This is a genomic window from Micromonospora sp. WMMD967 (assembly GCF_029626165.1).
GTDB lineage: Bacteria > Actinomycetota > Actinomycetes > Mycobacteriales > Micromonosporaceae > Micromonospora > Micromonospora taraxaci.
Window position 1 is genome coordinate 1,409,823 of record NZ_JARUBK010000001.1, and the last position, 15,806, is coordinate 1,425,628.

The 15,806-nt window shown below is 71.4% G+C and carries 16 protein-coding genes; 9 read left to right on the plus strand and 7 right to left on the minus strand.

The features are described 5' to 3' along the window. Positions 1-110 precede the first annotated feature (110 nt). The 4 genes from O7631_RS06750 to O7631_RS06765 all read left to right on the plus strand — a co-directional run bounded on the left by O7631_RS06750 (position 111) and on the right by O7631_RS06765 (position 5,367). On the plus strand, positions 111-1,988 hold the full coding sequence (locus O7631_RS06750; RefSeq protein ID WP_278143482.1) for a M14 family zinc carboxypeptidase: 1,878 nt from the start codon (positions 111-113) through the stop codon (positions 1,986-1,988). 352 nt (positions 1,989-2,340) lie between these two features. Next, on the plus strand, positions 2,341-3,270 hold the full coding sequence (locus O7631_RS06755; protein WP_278143483.1) for an ABC transporter substrate-binding protein: 930 nt from the start codon (positions 2,341-2,343) through the stop codon (positions 3,268-3,270). A gap of 13 nt (positions 3,271-3,283) precedes the next feature. After that, on the plus strand, positions 3,284-4,381 hold the full coding sequence (locus tag O7631_RS06760; RefSeq protein WP_278143484.1) for an iron ABC transporter permease: 1,098 nt from the start codon (positions 3,284-3,286) through the stop codon (positions 4,379-4,381). Positions 4,382-4,518: 137 nt separating this feature from the next. Beyond that, positions 4,519-5,367 (plus strand): ABC transporter ATP-binding protein, encoded by an 849-nt coding sequence (locus tag O7631_RS06765; protein ID WP_278147864.1) that lies wholly within the window; start codon positions 4,519-4,521, stop codon positions 5,365-5,367. Here the strand turns inward: O7631_RS06765 and O7631_RS06770 are convergent. The 5 genes from O7631_RS06770 to O7631_RS06790 form a co-directional block, all read right to left on the minus strand. After that, the gene (locus tag O7631_RS06770; protein ID WP_145785895.1) at positions 5,317-6,081 is read right to left on the minus strand and encodes a VOC family protein; all 765 of its coding nucleotides are present in this window, start codon (positions 6,079-6,081) and stop codon (positions 5,317-5,319) included. The genes O7631_RS06765 and O7631_RS06770 overlap by 51 nt on opposite strands. A gap of 95 nt (positions 6,082-6,176) precedes the next feature. Then, positions 6,177-6,914 (minus strand): ABC transporter permease, encoded by a 738-nt coding sequence (locus tag O7631_RS06775; protein ID WP_278143485.1) that lies wholly within the window; start codon positions 6,912-6,914, stop codon positions 6,177-6,179. 10 nt (positions 6,915-6,924) lie between these two features. After that, positions 6,925-7,887, minus strand: coding sequence for an ABC transporter ATP-binding protein (locus O7631_RS06780; protein WP_278143486.1), 963 nt, complete (start codon positions 7,885-7,887; stop codon positions 6,925-6,927). Further along, a complete protein-coding gene (locus O7631_RS06785) occupies positions 7,884-8,195 on the minus strand; it encodes a transcriptional regulator (RefSeq protein ID WP_278143487.1) in 312 nt (103 codons plus the stop codon). Before O7631_RS06785 ends, O7631_RS06780 begins: the two co-directional genes overlap by 4 nt. Beyond that, positions 8,192-8,836: a transporter gene (locus O7631_RS06790; protein WP_278143488.1), complete on the minus strand. Its 645-nt coding sequence runs from the start codon at positions 8,834-8,836 to the stop codon at positions 8,192-8,194. Before O7631_RS06790 ends, O7631_RS06785 begins: the two co-directional genes overlap by 4 nt. Before the next feature lie 135 nt (positions 8,837-8,971). On the opposite strand from O7631_RS06790, the gene O7631_RS06795 reads away from it, so the two are divergent. From O7631_RS06795 to O7631_RS06810, 4 genes are read left to right on the plus strand one after another with little or no spacing between them, the layout of a single operon-like run. Continuing rightward, positions 8,972-9,391, plus strand: a complete 420-nt coding sequence (locus O7631_RS06795; RefSeq protein ID WP_278143489.1) for a type VII secretion target — start codon at positions 8,972-8,974, stop codon at positions 9,389-9,391. After that, on the plus strand, positions 9,388-10,314 hold the full coding sequence (locus O7631_RS06800) for a WXG100 family type VII secretion target (RefSeq protein ID WP_278143490.1): 927 nt from the start codon (positions 9,388-9,390) through the stop codon (positions 10,312-10,314). Before O7631_RS06795 ends, O7631_RS06800 begins: the two co-directional genes overlap by 4 nt. A 10-nt stretch (positions 10,315-10,324) precedes the next feature. Next, positions 10,325-10,738 (plus strand): YbaB/EbfC family nucleoid-associated protein, encoded by a 414-nt coding sequence (locus O7631_RS06805; RefSeq protein WP_278143491.1) that lies wholly within the window; start codon positions 10,325-10,327, stop codon positions 10,736-10,738. A 4-nt stretch (positions 10,739-10,742) separates the two neighbouring features. Continuing rightward, a complete protein-coding gene (locus O7631_RS06810) occupies positions 10,743-11,345 on the plus strand; it encodes a hypothetical protein (protein ID WP_278143492.1) in 603 nt (200 codons plus the stop codon). 231 nt (positions 11,346-11,576) lie between these two features. On the opposite strand, the gene O7631_RS06815 is transcribed toward O7631_RS06810, so the two are convergent. Together O7631_RS06815 and O7631_RS33255 are read right to left on the minus strand one after the other, a co-directional pair. Then, positions 11,577-13,817, minus strand: a complete 2,241-nt coding sequence (locus O7631_RS06815; RefSeq protein ID WP_278143493.1) for an AAA family ATPase — start codon at positions 13,815-13,817, stop codon at positions 11,577-11,579. Positions 13,818-14,440: 623 nt separating this feature from the next. Beyond that, positions 14,441-15,022, minus strand: coding sequence for a DUF222 domain-containing protein (locus tag O7631_RS33255; RefSeq protein WP_347403495.1), 582 nt, complete (start codon positions 15,020-15,022; stop codon positions 14,441-14,443). On the opposite strand from O7631_RS33255, the gene O7631_RS33260 reads away from it, so the two are divergent. Then, on the plus strand, positions 15,015-15,611 hold the full coding sequence (locus O7631_RS33260) for a hypothetical protein (protein ID WP_347403496.1): 597 nt from the start codon (positions 15,015-15,017) through the stop codon (positions 15,609-15,611). The genes O7631_RS33255 and O7631_RS33260 overlap by 8 nt on opposite strands. The last annotated feature ends 195 nt before the right edge of the window (positions 15,612-15,806 follow it).

Sequence of the window (15,806 nt, forward strand, 5' to 3'; positions counted from 1 at the left end):
ATGATCGGCTCGGGATGCATAAGGCAGCGAACGATATTGATATGACCATGTGACAGGTGGTGAAGTGTCCTTCACCGAGCGGGATCTCCCGCCCATCGAGGAGGTAGTCCATGGCCCTCCGCACGCCCATCCCTCTCCGCCGCGTCCTGGTGCTCGCCGTCGTCACCGGGCTGGGAATCGTCACCGTCGCCGCCGGTCCGGTCGCCGCCCGACCGGCACCGGACCGGACCGCCGAGTCGGCGTCCGCCAGCTACCGGGTGCTCGGGCCCCGGACCCTCGCCGACCGCAACGCGGTGGCCCGCACCGGTGCCGCCATCGACTACTCCGAGCACGGCGTGCTGCACATCTCGGCCACCGCCGCCGAGGCCGCCGCGATCGGCAAGCTCGGCTTCCGGCTGGAACCCCTGGCCCCGCCGCCCAACGCCGAGCGCGGCGCCGCTGAGATCGGCACGCTGGCCTTCCCGCCCGCCGACTCCAACTACCACGACTACGCGGAACTGACGGCCGTCGTGAACCAGGTCGTCGCCGACCATCCGGCGATCGCCCGCAAGATCAGCATCGGTTCGTCGTACGAGGGCCGCGACCTGATGGCCGTGAAGATCTCCGACAACGTCGGCACCGACGAGAGCGAACCGGAGATCCTGTTCAACGCCCAGCAGCACGCCCGTGAGCACCTGACCGTCGAGATGGCGATCTACCTGCTCAACCTCTTCACCGACAGCTACGGCAGCGACTCCCGGATCACCAACATCGTCAACAGCCGGGAGATCTGGATCGTGCCGACGGTCAACCCGGACGGCAGCGAGTACGACATCGCCACCGGGTCGTACCGGTCCTGGCGCAAGAACCGGCAGCCCAACAGCGGTTCGTCCAACGTGGGCACCGACCTGAACCGCAACTGGTCCTACAACTGGGGTTGCTGCGGCGGCTCGTCCGGCAGCACCTCGTCGGAGACCTACCGGGGTCCGTCGGCGTTCTCCGCCCCGGAGACGCAGGCGCTGCGCAACTTCGTCAACGGTCGCGTGGTCGGTGGCGTGCAGCAGATCAAGGCGAACATCGACTTCCACACGTACTCGCAGCTGGTGCTCTGGCCGTACGGCTACACCACGGCGAACACCGCGGCCGGCATGAGCGCGGACCAGTACAACACCTTCGCCACCATCGGGCAGCAGATGGCGGCCACCAACAACTACACACCGCAGCAGTCCAGCGACCTCTACATCACCGACGGGGACAGCATCGACTGGATGTGGGCCACCCACAACATCTGGGCGTACACCTTCGAGATGTATCCCGGCTCGTCCGGCGGCGGTGGCTTCTACCCGCCCGACGAGGTGATCCCCGCGCAGACCTCGCGCAACCGGGAGGCGGTGCTGATGCTCAGCGAGTACGCCGACTGCCCGTACCGGGCGATCGGCAAGCAGGCGCAGTACTGCGGCGGCGGTGGTGGCACCACTGTCTGGTCGGACACCTTCGAGACGGCCACCGGCTGGACCATCAACCCGTCCGGCACCGACACCGCCACGGCGGGCGCGTTCGAACGGGGTGCGGCCCAGGCGACCACGTCCTCCGGCGCCAAGCAGCTCACCCCGTACGCCGGCTCCAACGACCTGGTCACCGGTCGGCTCGCCGGATCGGCCGCCGGTGACTACGACGTCGACGGCGGTGTGACAAGCGCCCGGTCCCCGGCGGTGACCCTGCCGTCGTCCGGCACGCTGACGCTCTCGCTGGCCTGGTATCTGGCGCACGGCTCGAACGCCTCGTCGGCGGACTACCTGCGGGTGAGCGTGGTGCACAACGGCGGCACCACAGCGCTGCTCACCCAGGCCGGCGCGGCCACCAACCGCAACGGAAGCTGGGCGGTGGCCAGCCTCAACCTCAGCCCGTACGCCGGCCAGTCGGTCCGCATCCTCGTTGAGGCGGCGGACGCCTCCGGCGCCAGTCTGGTAGAGGCGGCTGTGGACAACGTCACCATCACGTCCTCCTGATCGGGTGGGGCCCCGCTCCGCCCGGCGGGGCCCCACCACCCGCTCCCGAGCCTCCATATCCGGGACATATCCCTCGTGCGTCATGGCTGCGCTGATCGACCGACGCTGATCGACCCTTGATCGATCCGGCACGTCGTGGCGGTGCGCTACCGTCTTAGCGACCAGTCCGCAGCGAAGCCGGTGCGAAACCCGGCGCTGTCCCGCAACTGTGATGCCCCACCTCGGTGGGGATGAGCCAGGTCGCCTGCGGATCGGTCGCGATACGCGCTCTCGAGGAAGGGCGCCTCGTGGGCGGGCGTACGAAAGTCCCTGTCGGCGAAGCACCACACTCCTCGACCGACAGGAGGCCCCCATGAACAGACGTACCCCTCGGCTCTTCGCCGCGACCCTCGCGGTCGCCGCCCTCGCCCTCGGCGCCTGCGCCGAGAAGGCCGACGACAAGCCGAGCGCCGGCACCGCGGCCGCCGCCTACCCGGTCACGGTCGGCGCGCTCACCCTCGACAAGCGCCCCGAGAAGATCGTGGTGCTGTCGCCCACCGCCACCGAGATGCTCTTCGCCATCGGTGCCGGCCCGCAGGTGACCGCCGTCGACGACCAGTCGAACTACCCGGCCGACGTGCCCAAGACCGACCTCTCCGCCTACCAGCCCAACGCCGAGGCGATCGCCGGCAAGAACCCCGACCTCGTGGTGCTCTCCGACGACCGCAACAAGATCGTCGACCAGCTCACCAAGCTGAAGATCCCGGTCTACCAGACTCCGGCGGCCACCACGCTCGACGACTCGTACCGGCAGATCACCGAGCTGGGCACGCTCACCGGGCACGCCGACCAGGCCGCCGACGTCGCCACCCGGATGAAGGGCGACATCGCCAAGCTGGTCAAGGACCTGCCGCAGCGCACCGAGAAGCTCACCTACTTCCACGAGCTGGGCCCGGAGCTGTACAGCGCCACCAGCAAGACCTTCATCGGTTCGCTCTACAACCAGGTCGGGCTCACCAACATCGCCGACCCGGCGGACGCGGACAGCAAGAACGGCGGCTACCCGCAGCTGTCCCAGGAGTTCATCGTCAAGGCCGATCCGGACTTCGTCTTCCTGGCCGACTCCAAGTGCTGCCAGCAGAACGCCGACGCGGTGAAGGCACGCAGCGGCTGGGCCGGGCTCACCGCGGTCAAGAACAACCAGGTGATCGCGCTGGACGACGACATCGCCTCCCGCTGGGGCCCGCGCGTCGTCGACCTCCTCCGGGTCATCATCGACGCGGTCGCCAAGGTGCCGGCGTGACCGCGATCCGTCAGTGACCAAGCCGCTGTCGGTGGCCCGGTCCGCCGGGTCACCACCGGTGGCCCGGCCCGCCGGGCTGCGCAAGCGTTGGCTGGTCGCCGGCGTGTTCGCGGTGCTCGTCGCGCTCGTCGCCGGGGTGTCCCTCGGCCCGGTCAGCCTGCCCGCCGGCAGCGTCGCCGCCGAGCTGCTCAACCTGATCCCGGGTGTGCACCTCGACAGCGGGCTCTCCGAGCGGGAGATCGCGATCGTCACCGAGCTGCGGCTGCCCAGGGTGGTGCTGGCCCTGCTCGTCGGGGGTCTGCTCGCCCTCGCCGGCGGCTGCTACCAGGGCGTCTTCCGCAACCCGCTCGCCGACCCGTACCTCCTGGGGGTGGCCGCCGGCGCCGGCCTCGCGGTCACCGCGGTGATCGCCCTCGGCGGCGCCGGCCGGGAGGGCGCGATCTCCGGGCTGCCGATGACCATTCCGTTGGCCGCGTTCGCCGGTTCGCTGCTCGCCGTCGCGATGACCTACGCGCTCGGCGCGGGCGGCGGGCGCAGCCAGTCACCGGCGATGCTGATCCTGGCCGGGGTGGCGGTCTCCGCGTTCCTCTCCGCCGGGCAGACGTACCTGCTGCAGAAGCACGCCGACAGCATCCAGCCGGTCTACTCCTGGCTGCTGGGTCGGCTCGCCACCGCCGGTTGGCACGACGTGCTGCTGGTGCTGCCGTACGCCGCGCTGACCACTGTCGTCGTGCTGCTGCACCGCCGCGAGCTGGACGTCCTCGCGGTGGGTGACGACGAGGCGAAGAGTCTGGGCCTGCACCCGCAGCGCACCCGCTACCTGTTGATCGCCGCCGCGTCCCTGGGCACCGCGGCGGCGGTCTCCGCCACCGGCCTGATCGGCTTCGTCGGCATCATCGTGCCGCACACCGTCCGGCTGCTAGCCGGGTCGAGCTACCGGGTGATCCTGCCGTTGTCACTGCTGTTCGGCGGTGCGTTCCTGGCCCTGACAGACGTGGTGGCCCGCACCGCCGCCGCTCCGGCCGAGGTGCCGATCGGCGTGGTGACCGCCCTGCTGGGCGGCCCGTTCTTCGTGATCGTGCTCCGCACCGCCCGGCGGGTGCTCACGTGAGCCGCGAGCCCGTTCCCGGCGCGTCCGCCGCAAGCGCGTCTGCTCCCGGCGCGTCCGCTGCCGGCGCGTCTGTTCCCGGCGCGTCCGCTGCCGGCGCGTCTGTCTCCGGCTCGTCCGCTGCCGGTGCTTCCGGCGACGTGCCGGCCGTCGAGGTCCGTGGCCTGCACGTCGGCCTCGGCGGCACGCCGATCCTGACCGGCGTCGACCTCACCGTCGCCGCCGGCGAGTGGGTCACCGTGATCGGTCCGAACGGCGCCGGCAAGTCGACACTGTTGCGCGCCGTCGGCGGCCTGCTCCCCGCGCCGGGGGCGATCACCCTCTTCGGTACGCCGAGCACGGCGCTGCGCCGCCGGGACCGCGCCCGGGTGGTGGCCACCGTGGCACAGTCCCCGGTGGTGCCGGCCGGCATGTCGGTGCTGGACTACGTGCTGCTCGGCCGCACCCCGTACATCCCGACGCTGGGGCGGGAGTCGACCGCCGACCTGGACGCCGTCCACGAGGTGCTCGGGCGGCTGGACCTCACCGGCTTCCACCACCGCGAGCTGGCCACCCTCTCCGGCGGCGAACGGCAGCGGGTGTTCCTCGCCCGGGCGCTCGCCCAGGGCGCGACGCTGCTGCTGCTCGACGAGCCGACCAGCGCGCTCGACATCGGTCACCAGCAGGAGGTCCTGGAAGTCGTCGACCAGCTACGTCGTGAGCACGGCCTGACCGTCCTCGCCACGATGCACGACCTCTCCCTGGCCGGCGAGTACGCCGACCGCATGGTGATGCTCGCCAGCGGTCAGGTGGTGGCCGCCGGGACCCCCGCCGACGTGCTGACCGAGCACCTGCTCGCCACCCACTACCGGGCCAGCGTCCGGGTGGTCCCCGGCACCCACGGCCCCCTGGTGGTCCCCGTCCGTCCCACCCGCTCCAACCCGCTCGGGGCTCGCGGGTCAGGGGCCCAGGTCGATGACGGAGAAGAGGGCACCCTGGGGGTCGCGTAGCGCGGCGAACCGCCCCGCCGGGATGTCGCGGGGCGGGACCAGGATCGTCCCGCCCAGCTCGGCGGCGCGGGCCGCGGCGGCGTCCGCGTCGGTCACCGCGAAGTACACGGTCCAGTACGCGGGCAGATCGGCCGGGAAGTCGTCGGCCAGCGGTGGCATCATCCCGGCGACGATCTGGGTCCCGAGCCGCCAGCCGGTGTACGTCATCGGGCCCACCGCCTGGTCGTCCGGCTGCCAGCCGAACACCAGCTCGTAGAAGACCTTCGCGCCCTCCGGGTCGGGCGTGACCAGTTCGTTCCAGCTCATCGCGCCCGGCACGTTGAACACCTCGGCACCGCTCATCGTCAGCGGCTGCCAGACGCTGAAGGTGGCGCCGGACGGATCGGCGAACACGGCCATCCAGCCGCGGTCGAACACCTCGAACGGTGGCACCACGACCTGCCCGCCGGCCCGCTCGACCCGGCCGGCGACCAGCTCCGCGTCGTCGGTGGCGACGTACGTCGACCAGATCGGCACCTGGTCGGGGATCGCCGGCGGCCCGGCCCCGGCGACCGGCTTCCCGTCGAGCAGGAAGACCGTGTAGCCACCCGCCTCGGGTTCCGGTGTCACCCGACCGGTCCAACCGAACAGCTCCGGGTAGAAGCGCCGCGCGTCGTCCAGGTCCGGGGTGGCCAGGTCGGCCCAGCAGGGCGTACCCGGCGGGACGGTGCTCACGTCAGGACCCCTCTCACCCAGGGGCGACCACGACGGCCCCCTGCGGGAATCCTGGCACCGTCCCGCCGCGGCTCGGGGCGGAAACGGACGAATCGTCAGCTGAACCGGCGACCCTCGTCCCGTCGGTACGCCCAGCCGGCGAGCGTGGCGAGCAGCACCACCCAGACACCGAGCATGAACAGCGCCATTGGTTGAACGCGGTAGTCACTGACCGCCGCCCACATCAGCTCTGCCGCGCCCCGGGTGGGCAGGAACGGGGCGATCGTCTCGATGAACCCGGGCGCGTCGCCCGGCGCGGACAGCAGCCCGCCGCCGAACGCGAGGGGCAGGAAGACGATCTGCGCGACGACGATCGCCGCCTTGCTCGGCAGCGAGTAGCCGATGGCCAGGCCCATCAGCGTGAACGGCACCGAGATCACGGCCACGGTGCCGATGGCCAGCAGAAACGCCGACGGGGTGGCCTCGGCCGCGGTCAGCGTCGCGCCGATCACGACGACCGGGATCAGCGAGAGGTACGTCAGTGCCAGGCCGGCCAGGACGCGGCCCGCGAACCGGGGTGCCGGGCCGGCCGGCAGGGTCCGGGTGTACGGGTTCCACGGCAGGTCACGGTCCTCGGCGACGCCGACGCCGTACTGGAAGATGTTGGCGCTCATCACCGAGAAGGTGACCATCGACGCGGTGGCGAGGGTGGCGCCGACCGAGTCGTCACCGGCGAACGGCACCACGAAGAAGATCATGGCGGCGGCCGGGAAGAAGGCGCTCCCGACGATCGCCACCGGAATCCGGATGATCTCCAGGAGTTGGTATCGGGCGTGGACCAGGGCGAGCTGCACGGCGGCCTCCTCAGACGGTGGTGGGTCGGCCGCCGGGAACGGCGGTGGCGGGTCGGTCCTCGGCGGTGGCGGGTCGGTCCTGCGCGGTGCTCTGCTCCGGGGTGGACCCGTCCCCGTTCGTGATGGCGAGGAACGCCTCCTCCAGCGAGGTCGGTCGTACCTCCAGGTCGGTGAAGTCCGTTCCGGCCCTGACGAGTGCTCGGACCAGTTCGTCGGCGTCGGTGGTGAGCAGGTGGAGCCGGCCGTCGATCCGTTCGGTGCGCACGATCCCGGGCAGGTCGGGCAGGTGGTCGGCGACGAGGCTGACCCGGCGTACGCCGACGATGCCGCGTACCGCGTCCACAGTGTCGTCGGCGAGCACCCGACCCTGCCCGATCACCACCACCCGGTGGGCCAGCGCCTCCACCTCCTCCAGGTAGTGGCTGCTCAGCAGCACGGTGCCGCCGTCGGAGTGGAACGCGCGGATCGCTTCCCACAGGGTGTGCCGGGCGGCCACGTCCAGGCCGGTTGTCGGCTCGTCGAGGAGCACCAACCGGGGGCGGCCGACGAACGCCAACGCCACCGCCAGTCGACGGCGCTGCCCCCCGGAGAGCCCACCGGTCTGCCGTCGGAGGAGGTCGCCCAGGCCGAACCGGTCGAGCAGCTCGCCGCGGGGCACCGGGTCCGGGTAGTGCGCGGAGACGAAGTCGACGACCTCGCCGACACGCAGCGTGCCCGGCAGGCCGGTCTCCTGTGGGGTGACCCCGACGTGTCGCCGGCTCGCCGGGTCGCGGGGGTCGCCACCGAACAGTTCGACCCGCCCCGAGCTGGGGCGACGCAGGCCGACGAGCAGGTTCATCAGGGTGCTCTTGCCGGCGCCGTTCGGCCCGAGGAGGCCGACCAGCTCACCGGCCCGGACGTCGAGGTCGACGCGGTCGAGGGCGAGGACGTCGCCGTACCGGCGGCTGGCCTGGTCGGCTCGGGCGAGGGTCATGGCTGCTCCTTCGACGGGATGGGGTCGAGCAGGGCGCGGATCGCTTCGGTGTACTCCTCGAACGCCAGCCGGCCTCGTCGGCTGAGCCCGACCAGGGTTGCCGGGGTGCGTCCACGATGGGTTTTGGTGACCTCCACATAGCCGGCGTCCTCGAGCTTGCGCAGGTGCACCGAGAGGTTGCCGGCGGTCATCCCGAGCAGATCCTGCAGGCGTGGGAACGCGATCTTGTCGCCGACGTTGAGAGCGGAGAGGCTGGCCACCACCCGCAGTCGGGCCTGGGCGTGGATGACCGGGTCCAGTTCGGTCACGGCTGCTGTCGCTGTCGCTGTTGCCGCCGGGCCAGCGCGCCGACCACCAGCATTCCGCCGCCGCCGGCCACCGACACGACGAGTGCGTGCCAGCCGGGCCCGGCGAACACGCCGACCAGGTTGATCACACTGATCCAGACGCCCAGCCGGAACAGGTCCCGGTCCAGCCAGATCGCCCCGCCGGCCATGTGCAACGCGCCGGTCAGCCCGACTGCCGTCGCCGACCAGAGCAGCGCCGCCAGGTCGTGCGGCAGGTGCTCGGAGACCTGGCCGAGCCCCGCGTAGACGCTCACCGGACCGAGGGCCCAGGCGCACCCGTACCAGCGACCACGCCGTGCGGACTCTCCGCTCACCTGGCCGTAGGCCCGGACGCTGACCACCGCCTGGACCGCCGCCGCAGCCAGGAGCAGTGCGAAGAGAACGGTCAGCGGCAGCCAGCTCGGCAGCGGAAGCAACTCTTTCCCGCCGGGGGAGAACCGCAGGAAGAAGAGCCCGAAGCCGACCAACCAGGCGACTCCCCAGGGCCAGTAGAGCAGGCGGACGTCGGGGTCGAGTCGACGCGCTGTCGCGGATCGCTGGTCCTGGATCAGCCGCAGGGCCGCCGCCGCGTCGGTGGGTGGGAGATCGTCGTCTAGGTCCACGCAAACTAGTTTACGGTACAAAGTCCAGCCTCGGTGACCCCGACGTCACGGGCGGGGTCACCGATTGCGGCGAGCAGTGCCTATGGTGGGGAGTCGTGGCGGCTGATCCGCCGCACAGGACACAGGGGAGGGTCCGTGTCGAGCCCGAGCAGAGAGCTGGAGGTCCAGCCGGAGGCGCTGACGGCGTTCGCCAAGGCGTCCACCGACCGGGCGGCGCGCTTTCGCGAGCTGCACCGCTCGTTCGGCGAAGGGCACGTGCCGCGACACGCGTTCGGGGTGATGCCGGCGTCGTTCAGCCTCGCGGCGGCGTACGCCGAGCAGTTCGAGGCGTGCCTGCAAGGGCTGGCCGACGGTGCCGAGGTGATGGCGGACATCGCCGAAGGGCTCGACGACACAGCTGGCGCCTACACCGGCACCGACGTGGCCAACACCGACATGTTCGTGCCCGGTCGCCCGGCCGCGCCCGACGTCATCGCACCCGGCCCTCTGGCGCCCGGCCCCTGGTCGCCGGGCACCTCGTCCCCCGGCGGCACCACCGGGTCGGTGCCGGCATGAGCACCGCGGCGTTGACGCGGAACAAGACCTACTTCGAGCAGATCGTGTCCGGCACCCCCGACCCGTTCAAGCCGCTGTCCAACGCGGTGCTCTGGCCGTTCGAGCAACTCCTCGAACTCGTCGCGGGCGAGCCCGACGACCTGATGCGCGCCGCTCAGCTCTGCCTCGACACCGGCGCGGCGGTGCGCGAGATCGCCGGCGAACAGATCCAGCACCGGGCTCGCCTACGGGGCGCCTGGTCGGGTGACGCCGCCGAGAGCTTCCACGCCTCGATGGAGTCGGTGGAGGAGGCCATCGAGGAACTGGCGAAGGGGTTGGACGGCACCAAGGAGGTGCTGGTCGACGCCGCCAACGCCGCGGTCGACGCGTTCAACCTGCTGGTCGAGCTGATCCTCGAGTTCCTGCTCTGGTTCCTCACCGAGGTGATCATCGCGGCGGTGGCGGCGGCGCTGAGCGCCGGCATCTCGCTCGCGGCGACTGTGGTCCGGGTGCTGGCGCGACTCGCCACCACCGTCGGTCGGATGGTCAAGATCGTCGCTCGGTTCGCCGAGATCCTGACGAAGCTGGCCGCCAAGATGCAGAAGGTCGCCGAGCTGCTGATGAAGTACCGTCGCGCGGTCCTGGAGATCCGCAAGGCGAAGAAGGCGTACCGGGCGTGGAACAAGTCCGGGTGGACGGCCGAGGCCAGGGCGTTCCAGATCGAGAAGTTCAAGACTCTCTTCCCGGGCAAGTTCCTGATCAACCAGGCGTCTCCGGTCAACATCCCCGGCCTCGGTGGCGCCCTTCTCGACACCGGCGTCGGCATGCACGACATCTCCGACGGCACGAAGGACCGCAACTACCTGGTGGACGGCACGTACCGCGAGGACCTGGGCCCCTACACCAAGGGCGTGCAGAATGTCTTCGACTCCATCCTGACCTGAGGGGACCGACATGACCTTTCCTGGTCTGGACCGCATCGAGGCGTTGGCCCGCAACCTGGACAGCTGGCAGCGCGAGCTGGCCGGCAAGATGACCGAGCTGGAAGACAGCAGCGCGGAGGGCATGAGCGACTCCGGCCTGGTCCGGGTCACCGCCGCGGCGGACGGCACGATCGTCTCGACCGAGGTGAACGCCCGGGCGATGCGCCTCGACTCGTACACCCTCGCCGAGGAGTTCACCGCCGCCGCCAAACGCGCCCAGGAGGCAGCCGCCGCCCGGGTCCGCGAACTGGTCGGTGAGGTGATGGCCGACGCTCCCGGCGGTGGAGGCGTGATGGCCGACGCTCCCGGCGGCGACCGACCGGCCGAGGCACGCCGGCCCGCCGCCGGCAGCCAGCTGCCCGACGACCGTCCTGATTGGTACTGAGCCCGTGAGCTACCAGGAACGTCTGAGCCAGCTCGTCGAGCCGGGCGAACGTGTGCTCGCCTTCGCGAAGACCGAGATCGCCCAGGGTGCCCGGCCGGCAGAGATGCCAGCTCCCGAGAGCCCGGAGTCGTCCGGTAGCGGTCGTGGTGGTGTCGTCTCCAGCGTGCTGCTCAACCTGATCTCGCCGCTGATCTCCTTTTCGGCGGGGGACCGGCTCGTCGACCGGGTCTTCTACGGTGTCGCTGGTCGGGGTGGGCCGGGTTCGGCCGCGTCCGCCCTGCAACACGCCCGACGTCCGGTGCCCCCGGCGACCACGACCGAGGACACCATCCTCGCCGTCACCGACCGGCGGCTGCTGGTGTGCGCCTCCGGGCCGATGAAGCTCTGGTCCAGCCAGGCCGACGACGCAAAGGCGGCAGCCGAGACCCGGGTGGTCTGGTCGGCGCCCCGAGCCGCAGTGGCCAGTGCCCGGGTGGGCTGGCACCGGCTCAACCCCAAGCGGCTCCGAATCGAGTTCACCGACGGCTCTTGGTTGGCGTTCATCGTGCCCATCGCCGAGCCCGGCAAGCCACTGCGCGACATCGCCGCAGCCCTCACCGACCGCTGACCCCGCCGGCGCACCGGCCCGCATCGATTGCCCGCCGGGTCGGTGCTGCCCACCGGGGTCGGTGCTGCCCGCCGGGTCGGTGCTGCGTTGCGTGCTGCTCAGTCCCGTGTGCTGCTCAGTCCCGTGTGCTGCTCAGTCCTGCGCGGCGGTCAGTCTCACGCGGTGGTCAGTCCTGCCCGCCGGGTCCGTGCGCCTGGTCAGTGCTGCGCCGCGGTCGGTGCTGCGCCGTGGTCAGTGCTGCGCGGTCGACAGCGGCGCGGGCAGCGGCTCGTGGTGCAGCACCGCCAACCGGGACACCGCACGGGTCAGCACCACGTACAGCCGGTGCAGCCCGCGCGGTTCGGCCGCGACGATCGTGGCCGGCTCGACCACCACCACGTGGTCGTACTCCAGGCCCTTGACCAGCGTCGCGGGCACCACGGTGACCCGCTCCGCGGCCGACACGTCGTCGGCGGTCGCGGTCTCCACGCCGGCATCGGCCAGCGCCGCGCGCAGTCCGTCGACAGCGTCGTCCGCCGCGATCACCCCCACCGAGCCGTCGTGGTCGAGCGCCGCGCGCACCTCCGCCACCGTCGCCGAGATCAGGTCGGTCACGGTACGCACGGCCAGACCGCCGTCGTGCCGCAGCGACTCAGCGGCGGGTACGTCCACAGCGAGCGCCGGTAGGAGCAGGTTCGCGAACGCGACCACCGCGGCGGGCACCCGGAAGCCGATCGTCAACGGGACCACCACAGCGTCCGGTTTGCCGAGATGGGCGAGCGATTCCTTCCAGTCCGTGGCCGCCCACGGCGCGGTGCCTTGGGCGAGGTCACCGAGGAGGGTGATCGAGCCGTGCTCGCTGCGGCGGGCAATGGCCCGACACTGCATGGGAGAGAGGTCCTGTGCTTCGTCCACCACCACGTGTCCGAACCCGGAGGGCCGTTCGAGCAGTCCGGTCGCCTCGTCGATCAACACCGTGTCGGCGGCCGTCCAACGGGTCGCCTTCGGGGTCCGCGCCGGCTTCTCCCACCGGAGCAGGGCCTGCTCGGTGTCGTCGAGCAGCCCGTCCGCCGCCGCGGCGAGTCGTGCCGGGTCGGAGAGCAGGCCGTGCACCAGCCCTTCCGGGGTGAGCGCCGGCCACACCGCGTCCAGGAAGTCGGTGACCGGCCGGCAACGGCCCATCCGCCGCAACCAGGCATCACTCGGCGACTCGGCCCGGCGGGCCTCGGCCTGGCGTTGTAGCAGGCTCACTACCCGGGCCCGAACCCGTTCCCGGCCGGTGCTGTACGGCAGCCCTTCCCGGCGGGTCTCCTCGACGATCCGGTGCAACGGCTCCAACCCGATCCGCCACCGGAACGAACCGTCCGACACGGTGATCGACTCGGTCGGTGTACCGATCTGCGCCCGCACCGCACGCTGTAGCACGCTGGCCATGCGTACGTCGTGCTTCAGCGCGGCGACCGCCGGCGCCTCGACCGCCCGCACCGGCACCCGGGAGATCAGCTCCTCCACTGTGGCCTGCTCGACCTCGACCTCGCCGAGCGCCGGCAGCACAGCCGCGATGTACGACAGGAACGCCCGGTTCGGCCCGACGATCAGCACTCCCGCCCGCCGCAACCGCTCCCGGTGCAGATAGAGCAGGTACGCGGCCCGGTGCAGCCCGACAGCCGTCTTCCCGGTGCCCGGCGCGCCCTGCACACAGATCGAGTCGGCCAGGTCGGCCCGAACCAGTTCGTCCTGCTCCGGCTGGATGGTGGCGACGATGTCCCGCATCGGGCCGACGCGCGGTCGCTCGATCTCGGCGGTGAGGATCCGACTGGTAGTACCGAGCTCCTCGCCCCGATCCAGCCGCTCATCCTCGAAGCTGGTCAGCACTCCGTTGCTGAACCCGAACCGCCGCCGAACCGCCACCCCCTGCGGATCCCGCGCGCTGGCCCGGTAGAACGACCGGGAGACCGGCGCACGCCAGTCCAGCACCAACGGCTCGCCGCGCTCGTCGGTGACATGCCGTCGGCCCACGTGGTACCGGCGGCCGTCATGATCGCCGTTGGCGCTGGTTGCGTCGGCGGTCGTGTTGCCGTCGGTCGTGGTGCCGGCGGTTGTGGCGCTGGTGGTTGCGGTGCCGTCGGTCGTGTCGCTGGTGGCCGTGTTGCTGGGGGCCGTGTTGCTGGTGGTCGCCCCGCCGGTGGTTGCGCTGCCGGTTGCCTGGGTGGCTGTGGCGTCGGTGGCCTCGGGACTCACCGTTCCCGCGAAGTCGAGGCGACCGAAGAAGAGTGGTGTGGTGGGGTCGTCCGCCAGCTCGGCCACCCGGCGAGCCAGGGTCCGTCCGAGCGTCTCGGCCGCGTAGGCATCGCCGGCAACCTGGTCGCCGCTGGCGAAGAGAGCCTCCGCCCGTTCCCGCATCCGGCGTAGCGCAGCCCGCGAGGTTGCGAGGTGAGCGCGTTCGGCGGACAGATCCGTGTCGAGGTGGGTGTCGAGGTCAAGTGCGGGCATGCTGACGTCCCATCGTTCACATCTGCTGCGCGCTCGCGTGTCCGGGGGCGGATGGCCGGCCTCCCGGCGCGAAGACGTCCGTTCCGGTGCAGCTCACCTCGGCCGTCAAGCGGCCTGCAACCCTACGCTCCCGCTGCGGTTCCTTCCACCGAATTACCCAACCGACCACCCATACGAGATGGCGTGTCGCCGCGTGCAGCGGTGCGGGGGTGCCGGGTGCGGGGGTGCCGGGTGCGGTGGTGTGCGTGGTGCGCTCGGAGTTTGTGGGCTGCGTGTGCACGGTTGTGGCGGGCGGCTGGCAGGCGTGCGTGGATGGGCGGGCGCGGGTGGGCGTGCGTGGACGGGCGCGGGCGGGCAGCTGGCCTGCGCGGATGGGCCTGCGGATGGGTGCGGACGCCTCGGCGGGCGGGTCGGGTTCGGGCGGGGCCGCGCCGACGCGGTGGCATGGGCCGGGATCACCACCAGCAGCCAGACGCCCCGAGCAGCGGAGGCAAGGGCTGTACGGACGCGCGACCGGGGGCATGGGCGCGTTGGTGCGCTGGTGACCCCGGGGAGCGGGATCGGGGAGTGTGCCCGGTGCCCGGTGCCCGGTGCCCGGTGCCCGGTGGCGGTGGCGGCCGGTATCAGCAGCGCCGGTGGTAGACGTTGCGTCGTGGCGTGCGCAGCGGGTCGAGCCAGCTGGGCGGAAGGAAGTCAGGTCGGCCGTCTGGCGCGATGCGGGTCGTCCAGTCTCCGCGATGAATCAGCCGGTGATGGTAGCCGCAGAGCAGCACGGCGTTGCCCAGTGCTGTCTCACCACCGTCGGCCCAGTGCCGCACGTGGTGACCATCGCACCATCGGGACGGCCGATCACAGCCAGGGAAGGCACAACCGCCGTCGCGCAGCACCAGCGCGCGGCGCAACGGGCCGTTGAAGAGGCGACGCTGGCGTCCGACGTCCAGGACCTGACTGTTGCCGCCCAGCACCGCGGGCAGCACGCCAGCGTCGCAGGCGAGACGCCGGATCGCACCGGGCGTGAGAGGTTCGCCGGTCTCCAGGGTGCCGGCGCGTACGCCGTTGACCAGCTCGTCCAACGAAACGGTTACCACGAGTTGCGGCCGGTCGCCGCCGTTGTCCGGCAGTTCGCCGGTGCGTAGCGCGAGCCGGCAGACCTCGCCCAGTGCGTCCGCTCGCCGCTGACCAGGGGCTGCGGTCGTCGTGTTCACCGGCCGGAGCGCAGAGCGGATCGATCGCTTCTCGCAGCAGGCTCGCGGTTTCGGTGTCGAGGTTGCCGCTGAGGCGTACCTCCCCGTTTTGCTGTTCGGAGAGCGTGACGTGCCGGCGGGCCTCGGCGCGCTCGGTGGCCCGCTTGAGGGCGGCCAGCTCAGCCTCGTCGGCCAAGGCCGGTGCGACATGCGTGAGGACGCGCTCCCCGAGCCGGCTCAGGACGGTCGGATCGAAGCGGTCGGCCCAGTCGACCAGCAGTTGGGTGGCCTTGTCCGCCACCTCCGGGCCGGCCTTCAGTGGGAGCGCGGCGATGGTTTCCGCCACCACCCGACCCTGCTCGACGGACATCGCGCCGCTGAAGAGCGCGTCGCGCACTGCCGGTGGCGCGGCGTCGATGGTGCTGGCGAGCTGGACCAGTTGGCGCGCGGAACGGCCGGTGAGGCGGAGCCGCTCCCGCAGCCACGTGGCGGTGGACGAGGCGCCCTGCGCTGTTGCCAGACCGCGGCTGTCCAACTCACGCACCAGGCCGAGCTGGACGGCGGCAAGCCGCTGCGCCAACACGTGCGCCCTGTCGAGAGAAGCGAGTAACTCGCTGTCGGAGAGCGCCCAGAGTGATGCTTGGGCGCAGTCGTCGACGGCATCGTCCGCCTGCGCCAACGCCCTCAACATGAAGAGAGAATAGAACATGCGTACGACATTTTTTATCCGTGTTGATCAATGCTGGGCCCATGCATCGTCGAGTCGTCGGAGGCTGGCAAGGCGGCAGGGCCCGCAGCGGGCGTG